Origin of the sequence: Saccharothrix sp. 6-C, assembly GCF_016695385.1 — a bacterium.
Taxonomy (GTDB): Bacteria; Actinomycetota; Actinomycetes; order Mycobacteriales; family Pseudonocardiaceae; genus Actinosynnema; species Actinosynnema texasense.
Genome location: NZ_CP064192.1, coordinates 6591871 through 6617706 on the forward strand (window position 1 = coordinate 6591871; position 25836 = coordinate 6617706).

The following is a 25836-nucleotide window of genomic DNA, read 5'->3' on the forward strand; positions in this document are numbered from 1 at the left end:
CCCGGTGGCGGCTCCCCCGCCTACGCCTGCCGACGTACCCAGTGCGCCGGGCGGGTCACGGACTTCGGCAGCTTCGTCGCCCCGTCGCCCCCGGCGGCGTCCACCTGGGCCTGGGTGAGGAAGAAACCGCCGGTCAGGTTCGCGCCGGACAGGTCGGCGCCGCGCAGGTCCGCGCCGATGAAGTCGACCAGCCGCAGGTCCGCGTTGGTCAGCTTGGCGCCGATGAGGTACGCGCCGCGCAGGGTGGACGCGCGGAGGTCGGCGCCCGTCAGGTCCTTGCCGATCAGGTCCGCGCCCCGGCGGTTCCTGCCCTTGCCCCTGGTCAGCTCGCTGGCGCGCAGCAGCAGGGCGTTCGCGCGCTCCCAGTGCGGTCCGACGTCGAGTCGGAGCAGCTCTTCGGGCGTGCCGGTGGTGAAGCCCTCGATGGTCTTCTTCAGCTCGCGCGCGGCGGGGTGCAGCGCGCGGGCCGGTTCCAGCTCCAGCGCCTCGGTCAGGTACCAGAGCAGTTCGTGCAGCTGCCGCATGACCGGGAACACGTCGAACATGGTCTGCGCCGACGCCGGGTCGTCACGCCAGCTCGTGCCGCCGAACGTCACCTGCGCCACCTGCTGGCCCGCGCCGAAGCAGTCGTACACCGTGCAGCCGGTGAACCCCGTGGACCGCAGCTGGGTGTGGATGCCGCAGCGGAAGTCGTCGCGCAGGTTCGGGCACGGCGTGCGGGCGGGCTTGTCGATCGCGAAGTCGACCGACTTGGCGAACGCCGGCACCACGCAGCACAGGGCGAAGCAGCGCGTGCAGTCGGCGCGGAGGTCGTTCATGCGCTCAACGTGTCCAGGACCTGTTGGCCGTACTTGGCGAGCTTGTTCTCGCCGACGCCGCTGATCGCGCTCAGCTCGTCCAACGTGGCCGGGGTGGACGAGGCGATCTGCCGCAGCGTGGCGTCGTTGAAGATGATGTACGGCGGGACGCCCTGCTCCCTCGCCTGCGTCGTCCGCCACGCGCGCAGCTTCTCGAACACCGGCGTCGCCTCGGCCGACAGCTCCACCTGCGCGGCCGCTCCCTTGGCCGCCTTGGCGGTCTTGACCTTCGGCGCGCGCTCGGCCTCGCGCCGCATCGGCACCTTGCGGCCCTGGAAGAGCACCTCGTCACCGGCGGGCGTGACGACGAGCGTGGAGTACTCGCCCTCGACCGCGACCAGGCCCTGCGCCAGCAGTTGGCGGACCACGCCGCGCCAGCCGCTCTCGTTCAGCTCCGTGCCGATGCCGAAGACCTTCAGCTGGTCGTGGTCGTGCTGGATGACCTTCGCGGTCTTGCGGCCGAGCAGGATGTCGATCGTCTGGCCCGCGCCGAACTTCTGCCGCCGTTCGTTGCGCAGGCGCACCACGGTGGACAGCACCTTCTGCGCGGCCACCGTGCCGTCCCAGGTCTCCGGCGGCGCGAGGCAGGTGTCGCAGTTGCCGCACGGCGCGGCGGACTGGCCGAAGTACTCCAGCAGCCGCACGCGGCGGCACTCGACCGTCTCGCACAGCGCGAGCATCGCGTCGAGGTGGGCCATGAGCTTGCGGCGGTGCTGCTGGTCGCCCTCGGAGTCGTCGATCATCTTGCGCTGCTGGACCACGTCCTGCAGGCCGTAGGCCAGCCACGCGGTGGACGGCAGCCCGTCGCGGCCCGCGCGGCCCGTCTCCTGGTAGTAGCCCTCGACGGACTTCGGCAGGTCCAGGTGGGCGACGAACCGGACGTCCGGCTTGTCGATGCCCATGCCGAACGCGATGGTGGCGACCATCACCAGGCCGTCCTCGCGCAGGAAGCGGGACTGGTTGCGCGCGCGGGTGCCCGCGTCGAGGCCCGCGTGGTAGGGCAGCGCCGCGATGCCGTTCTGGGTGAGGAACTCGGCGGTCTTCTCCACCGAGTTGCGCGAGAGGCAGTAGACGATGCCCGCGTCGCCGGCGTGCTCGGTGCGCAGCAGCTCCAGCAGCTGCTTCTTCGGCTCGTTCTTGGGCACGATCCGGTACTGGATGTTCGGGCGGTCGAAGCTGGCGACGAAGTGCTTCGCGGCGCCGAGGTTGAGGCGTTCGGCGATCTCGGCGTGCGTGGCCCGCGTGGCGGTCGCCGTGAGCGCGATGCGCGGCACCTCCGGCCACCGCTCGTGCAGGTGCGACAGCGCCAGGTACTCGGGCCGGAAGTCGTGGCCCCACTGGGAGACGCAGTGCGCCTCGTCGATGGCGAACAGGGCGATCCTGCCGCGCTCCAGCAGGCGGGTGGTCTGCTCGGTGCGCAGGCGCTCGGGGGCGAGGTAGAGCAGGTCCAGCTCGCCCGCCAGGAACTCGGCCTCGACCAGCGCCCGCTCGTCGGGGAACTGGGTCGAGTTGAGGAACCCGGCGCGCACGCCCAGGTCGCGCAGCGCGTCCACCTGGTCCTGCATCAACGCGATGAGCGGCGACACCACCACCCCGGTGCCCTCGCGCACCAGGGAGGGGATCTGGTAGCACAACGACTTGCCGCCGCCGGTGGGCATGAGCACCAACGCGTCCCCGCCGGAGACGACGTGGTCGACGATGTCCTGCTGCTCCCCGCGGAAGGACTCGTACCCGAAGACCCTTCGCAGCACCTCTTGCGAAGCCATCGCGCGATCCTAACGGACCCCTCCGACACCCCGTCCGCTCCGACCCCTGAACACGTTCCGGCGATGCCACCGGAAGTACCCCGCCGACCGCTCGTGGAAGACCTCCGCGACCCGGCCGCGCAGGTGGTCGAGGTGCGGGTCGAGGCCGCCGGCGGAGGCGACCAGCACCGCGCCGTCCTCGCCCACCGAGACGTACCCCACCTCGAAGAGCCGGTCGCAGCCGAACGAGCACGCGAGCATCGCGACGTTGCGCAGGTCGTTGCGCTCGTGGTCGTCGCACACCGACCGGCGCTTGATGTGCGCCGCGACCAGCAGCCCGACCGGGAACACCCGCCCGCACAGCGCGCACGGAGCCTCGGCCGCGTCCCCGACCAGCACCTTCCGCAGCTCGCCCTGCTCCTTGCGGTACTTCGCGACCACCCGGCCGTCCAGCTCGGCGAAGTGCTTGTCGCGCCCGTCCCGGCCCGACCGCCCGCCACGCGGCACGACCTGCCCGGCCCGGACGTCGACGTCGGGCACCGTCGCGACCACGGCGGCCACGGCCTCGTCCGGCCCGACGGGCACGGCCCCGCCCTCCGCGAGCCGGTCGAGCGCGGCCTGGACCTCGTCCACCGCGATCTCGACCTGCCCGTCGGCGCCGGTCGCCGACGCGGTCGACGTGCCGACCGCGACCACCTCCACGGTCTGCCCGGAGGCGGTCGTCAGCTCGGCGCCGATGAGCCCCCGCAGCACGTCGAGCGCCTGCGGCGGCCCGGCGACCGGCAGACCCACCCGCCGCCACAGCGCCCGGTGGTCGGCCCCGGCGAGGTAGGTGACCCGCAGCACCTCGGCCGCCTGCGCCCGCACCACCGGGTCGGCCAGCAGCTCGGCCGCCTGCTCGGTGAACCCGGCCAGGGCCGACCCGTCCGCCGCCGTGGGCTCCTCCGCCAACCCGTGGGTCTCCCACACGGCGGCGGCGGAGCGGAGCTGCCAGAACGGGCCCTGAGCCGCCGCGGCCTGCCCGAAGTCGCGCAGCAACGCGGTGACCTCTGGCTGGAACGCGGCCCACCGGAACAGCCGGTCGTGCCCCGCCGCCAGTTGGCCGATGGCCCACGTCAGCGCCAAGGGCCCGGCGGGCGCGACCTCACCGTCCTGCCGGTGCGGGGCCAGGTCCTCCAGCGCGGCGAACAGGTCGGGCGCGCGGAACCGCTCGTCGAGCCGCGGCCGGGGCCACGCGATGTCGTGCGCCAACCGCCGGTCGTCCCCAGCCCGGTACCCCGGCACGTCGACCCGCAACCTGAGCCGCTTGCTGTTGTTGCCCGCCTTCGGCGCCCCCGGCCGCTGCCCGATGCGCCCCTGACCGCTGGTGAGCCGCCGGCGCAGGGCGGAGACGTCGACCCCCCGGCCCAGCCACACCGGCTCCGCGATGAGCCTGCGCTCGTCCTCGGCCAGGTCGCGGACCTGGCGCGAGTCGACCAGCGCGTCGAGCAGCACCGCGTCGACCGCCGCCAACCTGCCCAGCAGCACCTCCAACCCGGGCCGGTAGTCGGCGTTGCGCACCCCACCGCCGGCCATCCGCCCACCGGCGCTCTCCAACAACACCGCCAGGTGCTCCCCGTCCGGCTGCACGGAGAACTCGGCGTTCAACTCGTCACCGGCGTCGTCGACCACTCGCACCACCCCACCGTGCCAGACCCGGTGAGGTGAATTCCGGGAGACCGGGACATCGGGTCAACTACGCGACACGGCGGCTCGGATGGGTGAGGATGGCCGGTGGGGGTGGTTGTGGTGGGGGAGTTCACCGGGGACGAGGCCAGGGCGCTGGCGAGCAGTTTGCGGCGGTTGATGCAGCTCACGGCGAACCTCGTCGAGCAGGACGGGGAGGCGGCGCCGTTGATCGCGAGGTTGCGGGAGCACCTCGGGTGCGAGTTGGCGCAGGTGCTGTCGGTCGCCACGAGGTTCGAGGCCTGGGAGCACGTCAACCTCCAGCGGGGTGTGGACGCCTACCTCGCGGAGCGCACGCCGGACGCCCAGTGGTTCGGGGTCGGAGGGCAGCACCGCGGCCACGAGGACATCATGGGCATGCTGCTGGCCGCACGGCACTCGGTCGGGTACGGGCTCGGGTCGGCCGACTACGCGACGGCGGCGGTGGGGCCCGAGGACAGCGTCGAGGTCGTGCAGCTCGGCCTGGTGCCGACGACCGCGCCCGACGGCACGCCCGTGCTGGTCGGCATCCGCGGGTCCAACGACTTCGGGCCGCCGGCTTGCCGGTTGGAGGTGCTCGCGGCCGACCGGGCGGCGGCGCGGGCGGTCGGCGGGGAGATCGAGCGGTTGATGCGGGAGCACGACGTGTTCCGGCGGCAGGTGCTGGCGTTCGGGGTGAGCGAGCACCGGGGCAACGAGCTGCTGACCTTCCTCCCCCGGCCGGCGCTGGACGCGGACGACGTGGTGCTGCCGGACGGTGTGCTGGACTCGATCGAGGAGCACGTCGTCGGCATCGCCGAGCACTCCGAGCGGCTGCTCGCGGCGGGCCGGCACCTCAAGCGCGGCCTGCTGCTGCACGGGCCGCCCGGCACGGGCAAGACGCGCACCGTCCGCTACCTGATGAGCCGGTTGTCCGGCTGCACGGTCATCCTCCTGACCGGCCAGGCGATGCGGCTGATCGGGCAGGCGGCGGCGCTGGCGCGGCGGTTGCAGCCGTCGATGGTCGTGGTGGAGGACGTCGACCTGGTGGCCATGGACCGCGGTTACGCGGCCGGGCCCACGAACCCGCTGCTGTTCACGCTGCTCGACGCGATGGACGGGGTCGGCGCGGACGCGGACGTCACGTTCGTGCTCACCACGAACCGGGCCGACGAGCTGGAACGCGCGCTGGCCGACCGGCCGGGACGCGTCGACCTGGCCGTCGAGGTGCCGCGGCCGGACGCCGCCGGACGCCGCCGGCTCATCGAGCTGTACGGGCGCGGCGTCGACCTGCGGGCCGACCTGGACCCGGTGGTCGAGGCGACGGAGGGTGTCACGGCGTCGTTCATCAAGGAGCTGCTGCGGCGGGCCGTGCTGGGCGCGGTGCGGGCGGACGGCGGAGGCGGCGGCGTGCCGGTGGTGGGCGACGAGCTCGCCGACGTGGCGCGGGCCATGGCCGACGAGCGCGCCTCCCTCACCGGCATCCTGCTCGGCGGTGCGGAGAGCACAGCGAGCACGGCGAGCACGGCGGGCACGGCAGGCACGGCGGGCATGACCGGACCCGGTCCGGCGCGACCGGGCCTGGCGCCGCCGCAGGGGTTCGCGGTGAGGGCCACCAAGCGGTACTGAGAGCCGAACCCACGAGTCGGAAAGTGCCGTTCCCCCGCGCGCCCGGTCGTGCCATGGTGGTCGGTGCCAGAATTGGTCTGGACCTTCACCGGAGAGGGGCTCGGGACGATGCGCGGCACCACCGTGTTGCCGGGAACGCCCAGCCGGACGCCGCGCGACGGCGAGCTGCCCATGCACCGGCTCGAGGTGCCGGCGCCCGACGCGCCGCCGTTCGCGGTCGGCACGTTCGACACCATCGGGCCGATGTCACGCGCGTCGTTCCCGCACCGGCACACGTTCCACGAGATCGTGCACGTCACCGGCGGCACCGGCACGCACGTGGTCGACCTCGCCCGCTGGGAGCTGCGCCCGCCGCACCTGTGCGTGATCGCGCCCGGCCAGGTGCACCACTGGGACGGCGCGCGCGACCTGCAGGGCTCGGTGCTGCTGTTCACCGACGACTTCCTGCTCGACCACCCCGCCGACCGCGAGCTGCTGCGCCGGTTGAGCGAACGGCCCTGGTTGACGCTGGACGAGCCGACGCACGCCCGGATCGGCGGGCTGATCGCCGAGCTGCACGAGGAGTACCGGCGCGGCGAGGCGGGCGTGGAGACCGTGCTGCGGGCGTTGCTGCACGTGCTCGTCGTGCGCGCAGCCAGGCTGACCGCGACACCGGCCGCACCGCCGCCCGCCCGGTCCGGCGCGGTGGCGGAGGAGTTCGTGCGGCTGGCCGGTCGCACGGATCATCGGCTGTGGTCCGTGCGGGCGTACGCGGAGCGGATCGGCGTCACCCCCGGATACCTCACCGAGGCGGTGAAGGCGGCGACCGGGCGGACGCCGTCGCAGCTGGTCCGCCAGGCGCGCACGCAGGAGGCGCAACGGCTGCTGGCCAAGACGGAGCTGACCGTGCGGCAGGTGGCGAACCGGGTCGGCTTCGACGACGCCGCCTACTTCTGCCGCTTCTTCCGCCGGGAGACGGGCGCGAGCCCCGGCGCGTTCCGCCGCGCGGCCGGCCGTTCACAGTGAGCGGGACGGGCAACGGAGACCGCGAGGATCACCACGAACGACGGCGTCAGTCCATCGTCCGCGGGTGATCCGCGTCCGTAGGTTCGGTGCGTCCCCGAATCCGACGCCCCACCAGGAGCCGGCCCAAAGGAGAAGGACATGGACGCACCCACGGACGGCGACCGAGGCACGACCGGTGACGGGCCAGGCCCGCGCCACCTCAGCCGCAAGACGGTGCTGCGCGCCGCGGTGGCCGCCGGCGTCGCGCTGCCGGTGGCGATGATGGGCGTGCCCGCCCTGGCCCGCACGATCGGCGCGAAGGGCGAGCCGCTGGAGCTGACGCCGGCGTGCGACGACGGCGACGACCCGACACCGCCGCAGACCGAGGGCCCGTACTTCAAGCCGAACTCGCCGCGCCGCACGTCGCTGGTCGACGCGGGCACGCCCGGCACCAGGCTCACCGTCACCGGCTACGTGTTCGGGTTGGCGTGCCTGCCGCTGGGCAACGTGCTGATGGACTTCTGGCAGGCCGACGTCAACGGCGTGTACGACAACACCGGCTACCGCTTCCGCGGCCACCAGTTCACCAACCCGGACGGCACGTTCACGCTGAGCACGATCGTGCCCGGCCTCTACCCCGGTCGGACCAGGCACATCCACGTGAAGCTGCAGGCGCCCGGCCGGCCGGTGCTCACCACCCAGCTGTACTTCCCGGGCGAGCCGCGCAACAACACCGACAGCATCTTCGACCCGCGGCTGCTGATGGAGGTGCGCGACGTCGGCGGCGGCCGGGAGGCGAAGTTCGACTTCGTGCTGAACGTGCCGCAGAGCTCCACCACGCGGCCGACCTCGACCACGAGCACGACGCCGTCGTCACCGGGTGGCGGCACGTGGGCGGCGGGCACGAACTACGCGCTCGGCGCGAAGGTCACCCACAACGGCGTCGGGTACGTGTGCCTGCAGGGGCACCTGGCCCAGCCGGGCTGGGAACCGCCGAACGTGCCCGCGCTGTGGCGCGCGGAGTGACCGCGGCGTGATGCGCGCGACGGGACTCCCCGGTGCTCGGGTGGCACCGGGGAGTCCCGTCGCGCGCGAAGTCCTGCCGGGCTCGCGCCCGGGTCCACCCGGTGCGCGGCCCTCGGGGCCGTCACGGGTGGGGCGCCTGGGTCAGGCGGTGCCGCCGGTGCTCTGCGGCGGCACGTCGGCCGGCTCGCGGAACAGGTCGGTGTAGGCCCGCTGCTCGTCGCGGCGGGGGCCGCTCGTGTCCTCGGGCCGGTCCGTGTCCGGGTGGCTGAACAGGTCGTGGTACGTGGATGACATGTGTTTCCGACTTTCTCCGCGTCCGGTGCGTGCTCACGGTCGGCGATGCCGGTCCGGAGATCCCCGCACGGCGCGAGGGTGTTCGGGGTTCAGAAGATAAGGAACGCCCCGATGGGCTCTACGGTACACGTCGTGGTGCCGTGACCGCCACAGCGTTATGGTGGGCGTGTCGGGCACGACCCGCGGGAGGGCGTCGGGCCCGGGCCGGACCCCGCCGACGCCGCCGTCCCCGGCCAGCCGACGGTCTGTCCACAATGCACTGCCACGCGCCCGCGCGACGGACTGTCCACTTCGGACAGTAGCGGCGTTCCCCTACCCCGAACGGGTGATCGGCGCGCACAGCCGGCGGGCGCGTCGCCCGCGCTCGACCCGGGCGCACCGCCCGACGTGCCGCGCCGGCGGCCAGAGCCGGCTCGACGTGTACCTTCGGGGGTAGGCGGGAACCGTTCGAGCATCAGTCACACGAGTTGCCGGTGTCCCCACCCATCTCGCACCGCCCGGAGATCGACGTGCTCCGCGGGTGCGGACAGGACAGATCCGATGAACCAGGTCATGCCGACCATCGAGTCGACCGACGCCACCGGGACCACCGCCGCCGAGAACCCCCGGTGCGCCGCGTGCCCGCACCCGTGGGCGACCCACGACCGGATCGCGATGCGGTTCTGCACCGCGACCACCAGCGGGGGTCACCACCGGGGTTGCGTCTGCGGCTCCTGAGTCACCAGGCGTCGCGGCTGCGGTAGGCGGGCGCCGGCTCCTCGTCCTCCACCGGCGCGACCCGCCGGATCACGCGGGGCGGCACGGCGGCGGGGACCTCCTGCGGCGGCTCGTCGCCGAACACCAGCCGGTCCTCGGCGAGCACCCGGTCCAGCAGCGTCGTGTCGCCCAGCGCGGCGCGGACCACCTCGGCCTGCTTGCGGGCCGCGTCCGCGCGGGCCAGCGCGATCACGCGCAGCGTGGCGGACGACAGCGCCGCCGGGTCCGTCGTGCGCACGGCCGGGCCGAACGCGATCGACTTGACCGCGCCGTCCGCGCCCGCGACCGCGGTCACCACGCCGTCGCCGGACGTCGCCGTGCCGACCACGTCCCGCAGCCCCTCGACCATGCGTCGGAACGACTCCGCGCGCAGCCGGTTGTCGGCCGCGGCCGTGTCGATGGCCTCGATGCGCCGCAGCAGGATGTCGGCGGGTTCCGTCACCGGGATGCCCCTTCGTCCGGTCGGATGGTCTTCAGGAACGCCTGGAAGTCGTCGACCAGGTCCTCGAACTGCGCCGGCGTCGCGCTGAGCACGATCTCCAGCACCGCGCGCCTGCGCTCGTCGCGCACGTCCGCCATGGCCAGGAACACCTGCAGCTGCACCAGCTCCACCGGACGTCCGCCGACGGGCGCGGTCAGCCGCAGCACCTGCGTGTAGGCGGACTCCAGCTCGTTGCGCCGCCCCACCTCCACCGCGCCGACGTCGCGCCGCAGCCGGGCCGCGGCCTGCTCGGCGAGGTGCGCCAGCGTCGCGTCGTCGGCCCGCACCTCGCCGCTGATGGTGATGTTCGCGGTGAAGCCCGCGGCGGAAGCGGGGTGCAGCGCGACGAACGCCGCCTGCGGCGCGCCGACCTCGTCGGGCGGCGCCGAGAGCCACCCGTCGGGCAGCGAGAACTCGATCGGCGCCGGAAGGGTGGTGGCCATGCCTGGTGTCCTCCTGGGGTAGCTCATCGGCCGAACAGGCGACCGATCGCGCGGCCGGCGTGCTCCACGCCGCGGCCCACGTCCTCGGCGATCTCGCCCACGTCGTCCGCGACGTCGACCACCGTCTCCACGACCTCGACCGGGTCGACGCTGACGTCGAAGCCGACCTTGCCACCCACGCCGAACGCGAGCCCCACCGACCCGCCGACGTGGAACTTGCCGTCCTCGCCCATGCCGAACTGGCCGCTCGCGTGCCCGCCGACGCCGGCCCACGCCTCGCCGTTCACGCCCGCGCCGATGCCCGCGACCTCGGCGCCCGCCTCGCCGGACACCTTCGCGCCCGCGAACGCCTCCGCGTCGCCCTTCGCGCCGAGCACCCCGATCGAGCCCTTGACCTCGCCGCCGACGCCGATCGTGCCCTCGGCGCTGCCCGAGACGCTCGCGTGCTGCCCGAGCTTCACCTCGCCGTCGGCGTACCCGCCGGCCAGGTAGGCCCCGGCGTGCGCGCCGACCGACACGCCGGCGTAGCTCGCGGTGGCGGTGTACCCGGCGTCCGCGCCGAGCACCGAGCCGCCGATCCGGCCCTTGCCGGACAGCGGGCCGGCGTCGAAGTCGCCGTCCTTCTCGCCGTGCGCGACGTCGACGTGCCCGTCGTCGCCCCACTCGCGCTCGTGCAGGTCGATGCCGATCTTCTCGGCGATCTCGCCGAGCGCGTCGGTGAGCAGGCGCTTGGACTCGCTGCCGGACTTGCTCTCGTACGAGCGCCCGTCCACGCCGTACTGCCAGCCGCCGGTGTCCTCGCCCTCCTCGTCGGTCTCGCGGTGCGCCGCGCCGTAGGTCTCCTTGCCGAACGACTTCTTGTAGCCGCCCTCGCCGTCGGACTCCCAGCCGAGCGCCTTCGCGACCACGTCGCCGATGCCGGACAGGCCCTTGCGGGCGTCGTCGAGCACCTTCTGGGCCTGGGCCGTCCCCGCCTGGCCGGGGTCCTGGAACGGGGCGGTCGGCGCGCCGGAGAGCGCCATCGCGGCGTGCTCGGCGGCGGCCAGCCTGGTCGCCGCCCGCGCCGCCAGGTACAGCTCGACGGCGCGCTGCGCCTCGCGCTGGCTCTCGACCAGGGCGTCGCCGTAGTCGGCCAGCAGCTGCCCGCCGCCGCCGAGGTCCGCGCCGGCCCGCAGCCACCGGGGTGGTTCGGCCCGCAACGCCGACCGGAACGCGCCGCTCGCGCCGCCGCTCCAGCCGCCGGGGTCGATCCGGCCGAGCTCCTCGCCGACCGCCACGACCACCCGCAAGGTCCCCACGAGCTGCCGCAGGTCGCCGCTGATCAGCTCGGCCTCACCGGGGACGAGCGCCTTGGGGTCGTTCGTCTCGCCGAGTCGGGCCGCCATCAGGACACCGGCCCGTGCGGGTCGAGCCGGCCGAAGATGTCCGCGCGTGCGCTGTCGACGTCCACATAGGACGATGCCGCCGCGCGCAGCCCGACGGCGTGCTCGTCGGCCTGCTGCCGCAGCCGTTCCACGGAGGCGCGCATCTCCTCGATGAACAGCTCCCACGCGCCGGCCACCCCGTCGTGCCCGTACTCGCCGCTCGGACCGCACCAGGCAATGCCCGCGGTCCTGTCGCCGACGTCGCCGATCTGCCCGGCCGCCCGCCGCAACTCCTCGGGCGCCGCACCGAACCCACTCATGTCCGTCCCACCAGTCCACTCGACACCACGCCGTCAGACGGCGCGGGAGCGTCGGCCGTTCCCGCGACTACACGTATATCGGCAGGAGCAGCGGTCGCGCAGACGTTCGGCCGAATCGGGTCAGGGAGTCCGCCGCAGCGCGGCGACCGTCGCCGCCATGAGCGACCGGGTGCGGGCGACGGCCGTCGGCGGCAGCGACTCGACGACGTCGGCCAACGACTCCGCGTCGAGCGCGCGCCGCCACGCGTCGTGCGCGCCGGCCATCTTCGCGGCGAGCACGCACGTGTCGCGGCAGTCCTCGGCGGGCAACGCGCCCCGCCCCCGCTGCCGGATCTCCTGGCACTCGTACGGCGAGGAGGCGCCGTCGACGGCCTCCACCACGTGCAGCAGCGTGATCTCCGAGGCGGGTCGGGCGAGCCGGAAGCCGCCGCGCGGGCCGGTCGTCGCGGTCAGCACACCCGCCTTGACCAGGCCCTGCAACTGCTTGGCGAGGTAGGGCGCGGGCAGGTCGTAGTAGGCCGCGAGCTGGGCCGCGGACGCGGTGGCGCCCGGTTCGAGCTGCGCCAGGGTCGTGGCGCAGTGCAGGACCCACTCCGTGCTCACAGGCAGCTTCACCCGGCCAGTCTATCCAAGACATTGCGGATCTGTTTAGTCCGAGATAGGTTCGGGGCACAGCACCGAAGCGGAAGGATCGTCATGCGGATCGCAGTCGCCGGCGCGACCGGCAACATCGGCTCCCTCACCGTCGCCACCCTCGAACGCGCCGGGCACGAGGTCGTGCGCGTCAGCCGGTCGCACGGCGTGGACCTGTCGACCGGGGACGGGCTCGACGCGGCGCTGACCGGCGTCGACGCGGTGGTGGACGCGGTCAACGTGCCCTCGGCGGACCGGGCCGGGACCGTGCGCCTGTTCGCCACGATGACCGCGAACCTGCTGGCGGCCGAGGCGCGGGCCGGCGTCCGGCACCACGTGCTGCTGTCGATCGTCGGCATCGCGGACATCGAGGGCAACGTGCACTACGCGGGCAAGCGCGAGCAGGAACGGCTGGTCGCCGCGAGCCCCGTGCCGTGGACGATCGTGCCGGCCACGCAGTTCCACGACTTCGCCGAGATGGTCGCGGGCTGGGCCGAGCGGGACGGCGCCGCCACGATCGCGCCGCTGCTCGTGCAGCCGATCGCGCCGCAGGACGTGGCCGACGTCCTCGCCGAGGTCGCCGTCGGCGAGCCGCAGGGGCGCTACCCGGACGTCGCCGGCCCCGAGACGCAGGACCTGGTGGACATGGCGCGGCGCACGCACCTGGCGCGTGGCCGGGACGTGCGCCTGGTGCCGACGTGGTCGGGCGTGTTCGGCCCGGAGATGGCCGGGAACGCGCTGCTGCCGGGCGAGCGCGTCCGCATCGCCCCGACCACGTTCGACGAGTGGCTCGCGAAGTCGGTGTGACCCCGGGCGGGTCCGGCGCCGGCGTGCGACGCCGGACCCGTCGCGGTCAGCGGCCCGCGTCGACCAGTTCCCCGCGGTCCTCTTCCAGCGCGGCGCCCTCCACGTCGAGGGTCGGCAGGCGGCGCAGCCACTTCGGCAGCCACCAGGCCTTCTCACCCAGCAGGGCCAGCGCGGCGGGCACCAGGACCATCCGGACCACGAACGCGTCGAACAGGATGCCGATGGCCAGGGCGAACGCGATGGACTTCATCGGGCCCTCGCCCGCCGGCACGAAGCCCGCGAACACCGAGAACATGATCAGCGCGGCGGCCACGACCACGGGCGCGGCCTGGCGGAAGCCGGTGTGGATCGCGGCGAGCGGCGGCTTGCCGTGGTGGTGCGCCTCGTGCATCCGGGACACCAGGAAGATCTGGTAGTCCATCGCCAGGCCGAACAGGATGCCGACCATCAGGATCGGGGTGAGGCTGAGCAGCGGACCGGTGCCGTCGAGGTTGACCGCGTCGGCCAGCCAGCCCCACTGGAACACCGCGACCGTCGCGCCGAGCGAGGCGCCGATGGTGAGCAGGAAGCCCAGCACACCCACCAGCGGCACCAGGATCGACCGGAACACGAGCACCAGCAGCACCAGCGCGAGGCCCACGACCAGCGCCAGGTAGATCGGCATGGCCTCGTCCAGGGCGACGGCCACGTCCACGCTCACCGCGGTGGCGCCGGTGACGTAGGTGGTCGCGCCGTCCACGTCGGCCAGCCGTTCGCGCAGGTCGGTGACCAGCTGCTCGGTGGCCTGCGTGGCCGGGCCGGACCGCGGGATCACGGTGAGCATCGCGGCCGTGCCGTCGGCGTTGGGCACCGGCGGCGTGACCAGCGCGATGTCGCCCGCGCCCTGGATCGTCCCGACGGTGGAGGCCGCCGTGGCGGCGGCGTCGTCGCCTTCGAACAGCACGACCAGCGGACCGTTGAAGCCCTCGCCGAAGCCGTCGGCGAGCAGCCGTTCCGCGCGGGCCTGGCTCGAGTCGGCGGGCGGGGCCGCGACCAGGGTCGTCTCCATCGACAGCACGGGCACGGCGATCGCGCCCAGGCCCAGGACGGCCAGCAGCAGCGCCACGACCCGGTTGCGGGTGACCGCGCCGATCCAGCCGCCGAAGAAGCCGCCTTCGCGGGGCTCGGCGCCGACGACGTCGCCGGCGGGTGCGTCGCGCTCCTTGCGCGGCAGCACGCGGCGGCCGAGGTAGCCGAGCACGGCGGGCACCAGGGTGACCGCGACGAGGACCGCGACCACGATGGTCAACGCGGCGGCGACGCCCATCTGGGTCAGGAACGGGATGCCGACCACGGCCAGGCCCGCCAGCGCGATGACCACGGTCAGGCCGGCGGTCACGACGGCGGAGCCCGCGGTGCCGACGGCCGTGCCGATCGCGTCGCCCACGTCCCGGCCCCGGCGCAGCTCCTGCCGGTAGCGGTTGATGATGAACAGGGCGTAGTCGATGCCGACCGCCAGGCCGAGCATCGCGGCCAGGATCGGGGTGGTGGACTGCAGGTCCATGAAGCCGGTGGCGATGGTGACGCCCAGCGCGCCGATGCCGACGCCGACGGAGGCGGTCAGCAGGTTCATGCCCGCCAGCACGAGCGAGCCGTAGGTGACGGCCAGCACCAGCAGCGCGATGACCACGCCGATGACCTCGGCGGGACCGCCGACGTGCGGCGGCGCCTGCGTCGCCTCGCCGGTGGCCTCCACGGTCAACCCGCTCACGTGCCGCGTGGCGTCGAAGAGGGCGGTGCGCTGCGCCTCGGTGACCTCGCCGACCGCGGCCTCGTAGGTGACCGTGCTGTAGGCGACGTCCTGGTCCGCGTTCACGGTGGGCGCACGCGGGTCGAGCGGGTTGGTCGCGGACGTCACGCCGGGCAGCGTGGACAGCTCCTGCACGAGCCCGGCGAGCTTCGCGGCGTTCTCGGGCGAGGTGACCTGCTGCCCGTCCGGCGCCTGCACGACCACCCGCGCGGTCGCGCCGCCGCCCGCGCCGAACTCGTCGGAGATCTTGTCCAGGGCGGTGGTCGACTCCTGGCCGGGGATGGAGAAGGAGCCGGAGGTCGGACCGGACAGGGTGACCGCGCCGAACGCCGTGCCGCCGAGCACGAGCAGCCACAGCAGGACGACGACCAGGCGGCGCCGGTGCGCGCCGAAGCCGAGTCGGTAGAGCAGACGTGCCATGGGAGTCAGGCCTCCGGGTGGGATGGGTCGCGGTGCCCGAGCGCGTCGAGGCAGGTGGCGATGATGTGCGGCCGCCAGGCGGTCTTCTCGCCCGTGTGGTTGGCGGCCAGGCTGAGCACGGCCAGCGCGCTGAGCACGCCGATCGCCCGGACCAGCCGTTCGGTGTCGGCGGTGTCCGGTTCGACGCCGAACACCGCGAGCACGTGCTGGGACAGGGCGTCCAGGCGGTGCGCGTCCAGGTCTTCGGCGCCGAGGCGGCTGATCGCGCGGGTCTCCAGCGCGACCAGACCGGGGCGGTCCAGGGCGAAGTCGACCAGCAGCTCCACGGCCCGCCGGTCGCGCGCCGGGCCCGGGGGCACCCGCCCGACCTGCTCGAACAGCTCGCGGCTGTGCGTGCGGCCGACGTCACGCGCGGCCTCGAACAGCGCTTCCTTGCTCGGGTAGTGGTGCAGCAGGCCCGCCTTCGACAACCCGACCGCGTCGGCCAGGTCCTTCAGCGACGTGTGGTCGAACCCGTGCTGGGCGAACAGCCCGGCCACGCGGTCGAGCAACTGGTCCTCGGTCAGCGCGCGTGCCATACCTCCACGGTACGCAGCGACCTACCGATCCGGTCGGTAAGCCGACCGATCCGGTAGGTGGGTTCCGTCACGTCCGCGCACCGACGTCGTGGCGCCGGATGCGGCAGGTGATGTCCGCTCGGCGATCGTGGACCCGGCGCACCTGGTGCCCGAACCCCCGATCTCGTCGATCGGCCTCCCCGATCCGTTGGGGGAACCTAAAATGCACGCACACCGGGGGCAGAGGGGGCAGCCGTGAGCATGGCCGACGAGTTGGGGAAGCTCCAGCAGTTGCACGGGTCGGGCGCCTTGTCCGACGCCGAGTTCGCCGCGGCGAAGCGGCGCGTCCTGGAGCAGGCGCCACCACCGCCCGCGCCACCGGTGATGAAGTCCCGGGACCAGTCGATCGGCCGCGCCGCCAACCGCTACGTCAGCTTCCAGGTGGTGGCCGGTGTCGTCGGGCTGATCGTGTTCCTGATCCTGCTGTTCGCCTTCTTCATCCCGACCATGAGCAGCGTCCAGGACCGGATCCCCCCGCAGCCCCCCGGCTTCCACGAGCCGCGGATCACCTTCCCCTGACCCGTCGTCACGGCGCGGCGGGCCGGTCGGGCGGTGGTTCGAGGGATTTCCACGTCAGCTCGGGCAGCGGGCCGCTGGTGATGTCGAGGTCCGCGCGGGCGGCGGCGTAGAACTCGTTGCGCAGCCGCATGGCGCTCCGGTAGGCGTCGGTGAACGAGGACGGGTCGGGGTCGTCCCCGCGCACGACGTGCTCCAGCCGCCACACCTGCTCGCTCCACGCCCGTGCGGCGGAGATCGTGGCCGGCTCGCCGAGGAGCAGGACGGTCTCCCACCGCGAGGCCCGTTCCGTCTCCGCCTCCGCGAGGTCCGCGAACGCTGAGTCGAGGTCGACGGGCTGCCCCGTGGCCAGCAGCCCCCTGGTCTCCGCGATCCGGCGGCACAGCCGGACCATGCGCTTGACCGCGTTGGCGTACTCGGAATACGCGAGGAGGCGCTTGTCGTCCCACCGGGCCGACTGCGCTCGTCGCCAACGGGTCCGCTCGGTGGTGGAGGTGACGACGAACGTCGCCGCCGAGCCGAGCAGGACACCCACGATGGTCAACACCTGCGCGACGATCGGGTTCACCTGTCACAGCCTGCCGGCTGCCCGGCCGGACCGGGACGCCGAACCTGCGGCCCGTCCCCGACGCGGCCGCACGCCGGGCCGGGCGTGCGCCGATCAGCCGATGGTGACCACCCGGGCCCACGCGGGTGGCGCGTCCGGCACGTAGTCGGGGTCGTCCTCCCCCGACCGGGCCGGGCGGGCGAACAGGCCCACGACGGTCCGGCAGGCGGGACGCGCGTCGGGCCACGGCGTCTGCCCGTCGGTCAGGGCGACGACCACGTCGGGGCGGGGGTTGCCGCGCAGCGCCTCGGCGAAGCCGGATCGCAGGTCCGTGCCGCCGCCGCCCACGAGCGGGATCCCTTCGGCACGGCACAGCGGATGGGTGACGTGGGCGGCGGCGTCGCACGACAGCACCGAGACCAGGTCGCGTCGACCTCCCACCGCGTGGGCGATCGCGGCGATCTCGACGATCGCGCCGCCCAGCTCGTCGTCGCTCACCGACGCGGAGGTGTCGACGACTACGCGCACCCGGGGCGGCCGGCGGCGCAGGCTCGGCAGGACGACCCCGGGCAGGCCCGCCGACCGGCGCGAAGGCCTGCCGTAGGTGTAGTCCTCACCCACCCCCGGGCCGGACACCGCCGACCGGACCGCCGCTCCCAGGAGCTCGCGCCACGGCTGCGGCGGGTGGAAGGCCTCCCGCGCCCACCGCTGCCAGCCCCGCGGCGCGTCGCCCGGGCGGGCCTCGAGGCCCTGTGCCACCCGGAACCGGACGGCGTCCCGCTCCTGCGCGCTGAGCCCGTGCGCGCCGCCCGGCCCCGGGTCCCACTCCCGCTCCAGCCCGTCGGCGCCGCTGCCGCAGTCCAGCCAGCCGAACGCGTCGGTGTGCGGCCCGAGCCGGAACTGGCGCAGGTACTCCTCCACCAGCTGCCCCTCGGGCAACCTGAGCGCGGCCGGCCGGACCGCGCCCGCGGGCCGGGGCAGCCCGTCGCCGAACACGTCGTCGTTGATCTCGCAGTCGGCGGCGATGTTCATCCGCAACCGCTCCCCCGGCCCACTCGACCCGTGCTCCGCGGCGAAGCGGTCGCCGCGCCCGTGGTGGTCGCGCAGCAGGTGGGACACCTCGTGCACCCAGACCCCGGCCAGCTCCTCCAACGGCGTGCGGGCCACGAACGCCGGCGAGACGTAGCAGCGCCAGTGCCGGTCCACCGCCATCGTCGGCACCCGCCGCGACTCCACCACGTGCAACGCGAACAACGCCGTCGCCAGGTAGGGCCGGCAGCGCACCGCTTGCAGCCGGGCGGCGAAGAGCTTCTCCTCGTCCAGGCCCGTCCGGGTCATCGGCGCACCCCCGCGCCGACCGCCGACCGGTCCGCCCGGTCCGCCCGCTTCGACAGCGACACCACCCCGGCCAGCCGCTCGATCGCCGCGGGCACCTCCCAGTCGTCACGGCGCAGCGCGGCGAGCGTGGCAGCCGGCACGACCACCAGGTCCGGCGCCCCGGTGTCCAGCGCCAGCGCCAACAACGACCACGCCGCGTCCCACCGGGACCGCTCGGGCCGCCTGCGCACCGCTTCCACCACGCCGTCGAGCACCGTCTGGCGCAGGTCGCCGCGCTCGGGCAGGACCGCCGCCGACGGGTCCGCGAGCAGCTCCTCGGGGTCCGGCAGGTCCATCCGGTCCAGGCTCGCCGCCGGCTCCAGGCCGGGCCCGTCCCCCACGGTGGCCCGCACCAGCGTCGACAGCACCTCCCGGGACGCGCCCGCCGCGGTGGCGAAGGCGATCAGGCGCAGGGCCATCTCCCAGGTGCGGGGGGACGGCCACGGCCCGCCGCGGCCCGCGTCGCTCTTCGGGAGCTGGTGCACGAGCCCGGGACGGGCGGCCAGCAGCCGGCACACCGCCCGGTGGGCGTACGCCACGGCGTCGGTCAGCCGTCCGGGGGCCAACCGCGGCAACGCCGCCGTCGGCCAAGTCCCGCCCAGCCCCCGCACGACGACCTCGTGGTCGTAGGACCACCGCAGGTGGACGAACCGGTTGGCCAGCGGCGGGCTCAGCTCCCAGCCGTCGGCGGCGGAGGAACGCGGGTTGGCGGCGGCCACGATCCGGACGCCCGGCGGTAGCCGCAGCGCGCCGATCCGGCGTTCGAGCACGACGCGCAGCAACGCGGCCTGCACGGCGGGCGGCGCGGTGGACAGCTCGTCGAGGAACAGGAGCCCGCGACCGGCTCGGACCAGGCGCACGGCCCAGTCGGGCGGGGCCATCGGAACGCCCTGCACGGCGGGGTCGTCGCCGAGCACCGGCAGGCCGGAGAAGTCGGAGGGCTCGTGCACGCTGGCGATCACCGTCGTCAGCGGCAGGTCGAGGGCGTCGGCGAGCTGGTTCAGAGCCGCGGTCTTGCCGATCCCCGGCTCGCCCCACAGCAGCACGGGCAGGTCGGCGGAGACGGCCAGGGTCAGCGCTTCCAACCGGGTGTCGGTCCGCGGCTCGGTGGTCGTGTCGCGGAGCAGGGCGAGCAGGGCGTCGGCGGCGTCCAGCGGTCGGACGTCCGCCGGGTCGGCAGGAATGTGCACAGGAACAGGCAAGTTCGATCACCTTCGGGGTCGGTTCGGTGGCCGTGGGTCGGCCAAGGGAGCAAGCGAGGTGCAGACGTCAGCGGGGGATCACGTGGCGCGGGTGGGACCTGAGATCACGGCGGCGGCTGTCCCGGCCGGCCGGAACCGGGCCGGAGCCCGCGAGTCCCGCCCGGAACAACCCGTGCGCCACCCGGCGCCGCACCGCCGCCTCCAGCTCGTCGCGCAACGCCCCGCCGCGCAGCAGCGCGTCCGGTCCGAGCAGACCTTCGACCACGGTGAGGGCGCCGGCGGTGTCGCCGTGGTCCAGCCGGGCGCGAACGTCCACAAGGGACTCCGGCCGCCGGTGCACGTCGTCGATCGCCCGCAGGCACGGCAGCGGAGGGCCGCCCAACGCGACCAGCAGCTCCTCGCGGCGGAGCTCGTCGGGGTCGTGGTCCAGCGGGACGAGCACACCGTCCACCACGCCGATGCGGTGCGTGGTGCCGCGGCACCGGACGAGCCGTGTGCTCCCGGCGCGGTCCGGACTTCGTGGCACGCCGGTCGGCCGGTGGCCCGGCAGGAGCGCCGACGCCACGAGCGGGTGCAGCCGGTCGGCGTCGACCAACCCGGCGCGGAGCAGCTCCAGGTCGGGCAGGACCCGGGTCGCGGCGTCAGGCAGGACCGGCGACGCGCGGCCACGACCGCCAGGAGGAGCCGCCGTGATCCGCGGTGTGGCCGACCCGGCCCCGCCCGGGTGCAGCAGCACCCGGCTCCGGGCGCCGAGGCGCACGGTGACGACGCCGTCCGGGCATCCTTCCGCGCGCAGCAGCAACGCCGCTTCCGCCGGCCATCGGTCCACGGCGAAGCCGCGCCACCGCGGCACCGCGCCGTCCGGGAGCCCGGCCACCGCCGGACCACCGGGCCGCGGCCCGATCCCGGACCGCTCCCCCAGCTCACCGGCCCGGCGCACGTCCCAGAGGTGGCGGTGCAGGTCGAGCCGGAACCGCCGGTCGGGTCGGGGGTGGGGGTGCGGTTCCGCGCCGGCCCTCGGGCCGGCCGGGTCCCACAGCGCGAGGCTGATCCGCTGGCCGGCCTCCGCCCAAGCCGGCGGCGTGCGCGCCACGAGGTGCACCGCGCCGCCGCCGTCGACCGTCGGGGGATATCGGGCCAGGGACACGGTGAGACCCGGCCTCAGCAGGCCGTCCGGGGCGATCCTCGGGAAGTGCCGGCGGAGCAGGTCCGGAGCCAGCCGGCGCAGATCGGCGCGGACCCGGCTCGCGAGCTCCCGGCCGTGCGCACGGCCCACGGCTCGCAGGTCCAGGTCCACGTCGACGCGCGCGGCGGCGCAGGCGCCGGCCCAGTCGCCCACCTCTCGGCGGGCGGTCGCCGGCTCGATCATCGACGGCGGCACGCCGAACTCGCGCACGCGCGCCCAGAAAAGGAGGCGGGAATCCTCGTTCGCGGTCAAGGGGTGCATCAGCACTCACCTTGCGCGAAGAGAACCCCCATTCCGCTCAGGTAGGTGACCATCGCGGCGAGGGTGCCAGGACCACTCCGCCGTGGGACCGACTTCCGCGGGCGCGGTCACATCTTCCCGCCGGCTCGCGTCATACCGACGACGACCAGGTGCCACCCGCGGTCGTCGGACCGGACCCGAAGGGAGAGCAGGATGCCGACGAACCGAGCTGGTGCTGCTCGTCGTCCTCGACCTACCGCGGCCCGCCACGGCGCCGTCGAAGGGTTGCCGCGCGGGGCGAACCCCGGCGTGCGGCTCACCGTCGACACCCCGGCGGCGAGGTCGACGAGATCACGGTCGTCACCGACCTCGTCAAGCCCGCGTCGACGAACCTGGCTGCTCCACGGTGATCGTCGAACGCCCCGCCACCTCGGCGGCGGGGCGTTCGACGGTCAGCGGACCATCAGCAGGCTCAGCAGGCCGTCAGACGGCCGTGCGCGACCACTGCTGGTTGGTGCCGGTGTTGCAGGTGTACTGCTTGAGGACCACGCCGTCGGCGGTGGAGGCGGCGGGCACGTCGACGCACTTGCCGCTGTGCCGTGCCTTGAGCTGGAAGTAGCTGCCGTTGGCGACCAGCTGGAACTGCTGGTTGGTGCCGGTGCCGCAGGTGTACTGGACGATCTCGGCCCCGTCGGCGGTCGAGGCGCCGACCACGTCGAGGCACTTGCCGCTGTGCCGGCTGACGATGCGCCAGTAGCCGCTGCCCGCGTCCTGGAACTGCCACTGCTGCCAGGCGTTCCCGCCGTAGGTGTACTGGCCGACGCGCACGCTGTTGTCGGCGGTCGCCTGCGGGAGGCCCATGGTCTTGCCGCTGTGGCGGACGTCGATCCGGTAGTCGGTCACCGGCGGGGTCGTGACGCTGTCGCCCCAGGCGTAGCGGAGCCGGTCGGCCCCGGAGGCGTTGCGGACGGTCAGGTCGAGGTTGGTGCCGCTGCCGCTCAGCGAGTACATCGAGTACCAGTCGTAACCGATGGTGCCGGGCTTGCCGCCGAGCGCGGGCCAGTACGTGCCGCCCATCCGGTTGTCCCGCATGACCTGCGCGATGGCGCGGATGTAGCGCACGAAGTTGTCGGAGCTGTTCGCGTCGGCGTAGTTCAGGCCGGTGGACATGGGCGCGCCGAACTCCGTGGCGACCGCACGGGAGGCGCAGTTGCCCAGCCGCGTCTGGATGTGGCTGCGGAACTGGTCGTAGGTCATGGCGCCGTAGAAGAACGCGTAGTGGTGGAAGGACAACAACGTCGAGTTGAAACGGCTGTCGTTGCACACGTCCCGCAAATCCTGGCTGAACCCGGTGCCGCCGATGAGCACTCGACCCGGCACGGCGGAGGTGTGGTAGCTCAACCAGTTCGCGGCGACGTTGCGCCAGTCCGCCGAGGAGTAGCCGTGCGGCTCGTTCATCGGCTCGAAGTACACGTTGCCGTTGGCACCGTAGGTGTTGGTCACGCTGGACCACATCGTGTTCCACGCCGCCAGGTTCGTGATCCGACCGCCCGAGGCCGCCCCGTCCTCCCAATAGGCCAGGATCACCTTGAACCCGCGCTCGGTGGCCGCGTCGATCGCGCCGCGGTAGGCGTTCCACCACGTCGTGTTGGCCACCGTGTGCGTGTTGATCGGCAACCGCACGGTGTTCACGCCCAGCGTCGCGGCCATGTCGTCGTACAGCGCGTTGGCCTTCGCCCGCACCGTCGCGTTGCTGTCGGACTGGCTCAGGCCCTGCACCACGAGCGTGCCGGTGCTGAAGTTGTCACCCAGCACCGCCCAGTTCATACCGCGGAACTGACTGGTGGCCGCACCGGCCGACGGCGCGGTGACCACCAGCCCGACCGCCGCGGTCAACGCGGTCACCGCGAGGGCGATCAGGGACCTCCGCATTGAGGTCGCGATCAGTGTCATGGAACGTCCAATCCCTAGGTCGGGGTTCTGCGTCGAACCACCCGGCACGGCTCGCAGGTCCGACTGCCGGGCCGGTCGTGCGGGCGATCCGGCGGGCAGGCGTCCTGCACGGGTCTTGGGAAGTCGAGGAGTTCCCGAACACGCAGACCACCCCGAGAACGGGCCAATCGTGCGCGTTCGGTATTGTTTGATTCTGTTGCCTGAGAGTGTCCCGACCTCTCTATGCCGTGTCAAGAGGCCATCTCACCCACGGCAATCGAACATTCACCGCCAAATCGGCAACATTCACTTAAAAATCGCTCAACATCGATCACACCCCCAGGAGCGCCGCTCGCACCCCCGACGAAGCCGATCAACCTCACACCCTCAGTCCACAAAGGACCACCAGACACCATCCCACCAGCATCGAAAATCCCCACCCGACGCGGCAACGGCCACCACCTCGACCCACACGTCGGCGTCACCCCGGCACCCGACCCCACCGTGCCCTACTGCCACCACCACTGAACCCTTCCCAGCCTGGTGGCGTGAACCGCGGTTCGTAGTGGAGACACGGCGAAGCTCCTGGCAGACGACTTCTCGACCAAGAGCGAGGCCATCGCCAGGAGCTTCGAGTGCTTATCCACCCATCCGCGATCGACCTGTCCAGTTCGCACCTTCAGCTCCTCGCCCACCAACTGGCCGCGCACCGTCGTCGGATCGGCACCAGGTGGCGCAAGCTCGACCCCGGCCGCCAGGCCCTGCTGGGGCCGGCGCATCTGCGCTGCGGCGACACCTACCCGTCTCGCCGCCGGATTCGGCATCGGCCTGGCCACCGTCTGCCGCTACATCCACGAAACCGTCCGACTCCTGGCCACCCTCGCCCCGAACCTGGCCGAAGCCGTGAAGTCGCCTCGCGCAAGGCCTACGCCATCCTCGACGGCACCCTGCCACCCATCGACCGCATCGCAGCCGACCGCCCGGACGCCTGCCCCGGACCTCGCCCGCACTGCCCGGCTCGACCCACGACCCGACCGCGGCCCGCCCCCCCACGCCCGCATCCGCGCACTGGACGAACGAGCAGTCTCCACCCTCAAGAACTCGCGACTACTCCGCCGACTCCGCTCCTCCACCACCCCATCACCGACCCGACCCGACCCGACCTCGCACTCCACCTCAACGCCGACCTCGGTGATCCCCTAGCCGAGAGCGGGACAGCCCTGCACGAGCTGGACCGTCCCCGAAGTCGCTGCGAGCATCGCCCGGAAGCCGTGGCGCACTGACTGCCACCTCGCCCACCCCGCAATCTTCTTCCCGAGTGCCACTTGCCGGAGAAAGATCATCGCCTTCCGTCCGGCCACGCCGTGGCGACGACCTTCGCCGACCGCTCGACGCCACCTGACGCACTCAAAGGGGGACAGAGTCACTCGCAGCGGGTGACTCTGCCTCTCCTCCGACTTCAGGTTTCCGCGTCAACGCCAGCCGCACGGGAAAGCGGTGCTGAACTGCGAAAATGCTTAATCATGTCATTCGTGGTGAAACGTCATCGTCGCAGGCGCACGAGTGCTGTGTTCCGAGGAGAGTCGAGCGGCCTCGTCACCGGCGACGGTCTCGATCGCCACGACGGTGCCCGGTCCGACGCGACCGGTGTCCCGGCAGGGCCGGCCCTGGATCACCACGACCTTCTCCAGCCGCCAGCAGGACCGGTCCGTGTCCTCCTCGACGTGAGCGGAGAGCAACTCCACCGGGCAGCACGCCGCAGCCTTCGCCCGGCTCCTCAGGTCGCTTCCTCGAACCACAGCGCCAAGGCGCCACCCGGAACGGATACGACCAGAAGTCCGGCCGGACCTGAGAGTGTCCACAGGTGCAGCGAGCACCGAACCCAGCCTCGTCGGCCGGTTTTCGGGCGCAAGACGACCTCGACACCCCTGCCGACACGAAGGCGAAGCCTTCCTCAATCCGCAGGTCGTCGACCCCGCCCGGACAGTCGAAGCTGAACGTCACCGCGTAGTCGACGCGGCCTTGGACGATGGGCAGCCCGGCACGGACAAGCGCCCAGCGTCATCTGTCCGGCCCGAACCTGCGGTAACCGGGGCCATCATGACCGGGCGTACCCAGCCGAGCATGGCCACCTCGACCTCCGGCTGTGGCGGTTTCTGCTTCCGGCGTCGGGCAACCTGTGCCGGACTGGCGTCGATCCGCTCCCAGCGGCTGCGGCATCCGTTGTGCGGCAGAGGATCGGGCGGATCTGACCCGCTGTCGACACCGCCATTGCGACTCGGCGGAGCGCTGCTTGTTCACCCAGGTGTGGAACTCGGCGAGCTCGTCCTCAGCCTCACGGTAGGCCACGTCATCGCGCGGCGGTGACTCTGTCCATGTCACTCAGTGCGATCAAGGCACCGTCATCGACAGAGATCATCAACTCTGCGTGATCTTCGGCCATCCGACCCGATGAGGCCTGGTGCCCCCGGCGGGAGCACCAAAGGATGGGAACAGGCGCGACCAGCGGTTTCACACCGGCAGCCTGGTGGTGGAGTCAAGTTTCGGGCTGTTCACGCCCGAGTAGCACCCGTGGGGGCGGGTTTCGACCCGTCCCCACGTGGGGCGTTGGACGCGAGTTCCAGCGCTGCGCCTGGACCACGACCGCAGCGTGGCTACGTCGTCCGTATTGTATGCATATGCTTTCGCTGCTGCGCGTTCGGTAGTAGAGGCCGAGCCTGTAACCGTCCGTTACGGACTACCGCCTCCTCGCCCGCCTCAAGACTCAACCGTGTCGGCGTATCGGGCTGCTAGCTGCACCCGCCAAGTGGCCTGGTTACGCAACGGCATCGCTCGCGGCCTGGTCCTGGGCAAGCTCGTTCCGCAGCTCCTGTAGCCGAAGCAGAGCTAGGTCGATGAACTTCTCAGCACAAGCGATGCAGTAGTGCTCGTGGCTGCGTCCAGCGGCTATCTTGAGCCGCAAGTCCCCCTTAGAGATCACATGCTTGC

General features: G+C 73.0%; 22 protein-coding genes and 1 pseudogene. 7 read left to right on the forward strand and 16 right to left on the reverse strand.

Features of this window, described 5'->3' with window-relative positions:
• Positions 1-20: 20 nt before the first annotated feature.
• From IOD16_RS27775 to IOD16_RS27785, 3 genes are read right to left on the reverse strand one after another with little or no spacing between them, the layout of a single operon-like run.
• Positions 21-818, reverse strand: a complete 798-nt coding sequence (locus IOD16_RS27775; RefSeq protein WP_201436724.1) for a pentapeptide repeat-containing protein — start codon at positions 816-818, stop codon at positions 21-23.
• Positions 815-2623: a DNA helicase RecQ gene (gene recQ / locus IOD16_RS27780; protein WP_201436725.1), complete on the reverse strand. Its 1809-nt coding sequence runs from the start codon at positions 2621-2623 to the stop codon at positions 815-817. The genes IOD16_RS27775 and recQ overlap by 4 nt, the downstream gene beginning before the upstream one ends.
• Positions 2624-2632: 9 nt before the next feature.
• Positions 2633-4279, reverse strand: a complete 1647-nt coding sequence (locus IOD16_RS27785; RefSeq protein ID WP_201436726.1) for a hypothetical protein — start codon at positions 4277-4279, stop codon at positions 2633-2635.
• Positions 4280-4375: 96 nt separating this feature from the next.
• Here IOD16_RS27785 and IOD16_RS27790 point away from each other — a divergent pair, with 96 nt between their 5' ends.
• The 3 genes from IOD16_RS27790 to IOD16_RS27800 all read left to right on the forward strand — a co-directional run bounded on the left by IOD16_RS27790 (position 4376) and on the right by IOD16_RS27800 (position 7924).
• Positions 4376-5914 carry an ATP-binding protein gene (locus tag IOD16_RS27790; RefSeq protein ID WP_328809363.1) on the forward strand — a complete coding sequence of 513 codons (1539 nt, stop codon included), beginning with the start codon at positions 4376-4378 and terminating at the stop codon, positions 5912-5914.
• Between the two features lie 63 nt (positions 5915-5977).
• Positions 5978-6919 (forward strand): AraC family transcriptional regulator, encoded by a 942-nt coding sequence (locus IOD16_RS27795; RefSeq protein ID WP_236594427.1) that lies wholly within the window; start codon positions 5978-5980, stop codon positions 6917-6919.
• A 138-nt stretch (positions 6920-7057) separates the two neighbouring features.
• Positions 7058-7924 (forward strand): dioxygenase family protein, encoded by an 867-nt coding sequence (locus IOD16_RS27800; protein ID WP_201436727.1) that lies wholly within the window; start codon positions 7058-7060, stop codon positions 7922-7924.
• Positions 7925-8065: 141 nt separating this feature from the next.
• On the opposite strand, the gene IOD16_RS27805 is transcribed toward IOD16_RS27800, so the two are convergent.
• Positions 8066-8218, reverse strand: coding sequence for a hypothetical protein (locus IOD16_RS27805; RefSeq protein ID WP_170185263.1), 153 nt, complete (start codon positions 8216-8218; stop codon positions 8066-8068).
• 540 nt (positions 8219-8758) lie between these two features.
• On the opposite strand from IOD16_RS27805, the gene IOD16_RS27810 reads away from it, so the two are divergent.
• Positions 8759-8935, forward strand: a complete 177-nt coding sequence (locus tag IOD16_RS27810) for an RGCVC family protein (protein WP_236594428.1) — start codon at positions 8759-8761, stop codon at positions 8933-8935.
• A 1-nt stretch (position 8936) separates the two neighbouring features.
• Here IOD16_RS27810 and IOD16_RS27815 read toward each other — a convergent pair whose 3' ends face one another.
• From IOD16_RS27815 to IOD16_RS27835, 5 genes are all read right to left on the reverse strand, one after another.
• The gene (locus IOD16_RS27815) at positions 8937-9416 is read right to left on the reverse strand and encodes a YbaB/EbfC family nucleoid-associated protein (protein ID WP_236594429.1); all 480 of its coding nucleotides are present in this window, start codon (positions 9414-9416) and stop codon (positions 8937-8939) included.
• On the reverse strand, positions 9413-9898 hold the full coding sequence (locus tag IOD16_RS27820) for a hypothetical protein (protein WP_201436728.1): 486 nt from the start codon (positions 9896-9898) through the stop codon (positions 9413-9415). The genes IOD16_RS27815 and IOD16_RS27820 overlap by 4 nt, the downstream gene beginning before the upstream one ends.
• 23 nt (positions 9899-9921) lie before the next feature.
• Complete coding sequence (locus tag IOD16_RS27825) at positions 9922-11283, reverse strand: putative T7SS-secreted protein (protein ID WP_201436729.1); 1362 nt, start codon at positions 11281-11283, stop codon at positions 9922-9924.
• Positions 11283-11582: a WXG100 family type VII secretion target gene (locus tag IOD16_RS27830; RefSeq protein WP_123746232.1), complete on the reverse strand. Its 300-nt coding sequence runs from the start codon at positions 11580-11582 to the stop codon at positions 11283-11285. The genes IOD16_RS27825 and IOD16_RS27830 overlap by 1 nt, the downstream gene beginning before the upstream one ends.
• A 120-nt stretch (positions 11583-11702) precedes the next feature.
• A complete protein-coding gene (locus tag IOD16_RS27835) occupies positions 11703-12197 on the reverse strand; it encodes an RrF2 family transcriptional regulator (protein ID WP_201436730.1) in 495 nt (164 codons plus the stop codon).
• An 81-nt stretch (positions 12198-12278) separates the two neighbouring features.
• Here IOD16_RS27835 and IOD16_RS27840 point away from each other — a divergent pair, with 81 nt between their 5' ends.
• Positions 12279-13022 carry an SDR family oxidoreductase gene (locus tag IOD16_RS27840; protein ID WP_201436731.1) on the forward strand — a complete coding sequence of 248 codons (744 nt, stop codon included), beginning with the start codon at positions 12279-12281 and terminating at the stop codon, positions 13020-13022.
• Positions 13023-13068: 46 nt separating this feature from the next.
• Here the strand turns inward: IOD16_RS27840 and IOD16_RS27845 are convergent, their stop codons facing one another.
• Together IOD16_RS27845 and IOD16_RS27850 are read right to left on the reverse strand one after the other, a co-directional pair.
• The gene (locus IOD16_RS27845; protein ID WP_201436732.1) at positions 13069-15231 is read right to left on the reverse strand and encodes an MMPL family transporter; all 2163 of its coding nucleotides are present in this window, start codon (positions 15229-15231) and stop codon (positions 13069-13071) included.
• 5 nt (positions 15232-15236) lie between these two features.
• Positions 15237-15809 carry a TetR/AcrR family transcriptional regulator gene (locus tag IOD16_RS27850; protein WP_123746228.1) on the reverse strand — a complete coding sequence of 191 codons (573 nt, stop codon included), beginning with the start codon at positions 15807-15809 and terminating at the stop codon, positions 15237-15239.
• 240 nt (positions 15810-16049) lie between these two features.
• Here IOD16_RS27850 and IOD16_RS27855 point away from each other — a divergent pair, with 240 nt between their 5' ends.
• Positions 16050-16367: an SHOCT domain-containing protein gene (locus tag IOD16_RS27855; protein ID WP_236595230.1), complete on the forward strand. Its 318-nt coding sequence runs from the start codon at positions 16050-16052 to the stop codon at positions 16365-16367.
• A 7-nt stretch (positions 16368-16374) separates the two neighbouring features.
• Here the strand turns inward: IOD16_RS27855 and IOD16_RS27860 are convergent, their stop codons facing one another.
• The 5 genes from IOD16_RS27860 to IOD16_RS27880 all read right to left on the reverse strand — a co-directional run bounded on the left by IOD16_RS27860 (position 16375) and on the right by IOD16_RS27880 (position 22848).
• Complete coding sequence (locus IOD16_RS27860) at positions 16375-16932, reverse strand: hypothetical protein (protein WP_236594430.1); 558 nt, start codon at positions 16930-16932, stop codon at positions 16375-16377.
• 93 nt (positions 16933-17025) lie between these two features.
• Entirely contained in the window at positions 17026-18249 is a 1224-nt protein-coding gene (locus tag IOD16_RS27865) for a vWA domain-containing protein (RefSeq protein ID WP_201436734.1), read from the reverse strand.
• Positions 18246-19478, reverse strand: a complete 1233-nt coding sequence (locus IOD16_RS41115) for an AAA family ATPase (protein ID WP_201436735.1) — start codon at positions 19476-19478, stop codon at positions 18246-18248. The genes IOD16_RS27865 and IOD16_RS41115 overlap by 4 nt, the downstream gene beginning before the upstream one ends.
• A gap of 79 nt (positions 19479-19557) precedes the next feature.
• Positions 19558-20937 carry a hypothetical protein gene (locus tag IOD16_RS27875; protein WP_201436736.1) on the reverse strand — a complete coding sequence of 460 codons (1380 nt, stop codon included), beginning with the start codon at positions 20935-20937 and terminating at the stop codon, positions 19558-19560.
• Positions 20938-21399: 462 nt separating this feature from the next.
• Complete coding sequence (locus IOD16_RS27880; protein WP_236594431.1) at positions 21400-22848, reverse strand: RICIN domain-containing protein; 1449 nt, start codon at positions 22846-22848, stop codon at positions 21400-21402.
• A gap of 635 nt (positions 22849-23483) precedes the next feature.
• On the opposite strand from IOD16_RS27880, the pseudogene IOD16_RS27885 reads away from it, so the two are divergent.
• Positions 23484-23985, forward strand: a pseudogene (locus IOD16_RS27885) (helix-turn-helix domain-containing protein); the annotation flags it as partial.
• Positions 23986-25836 lie beyond the last annotated feature (1851 nt).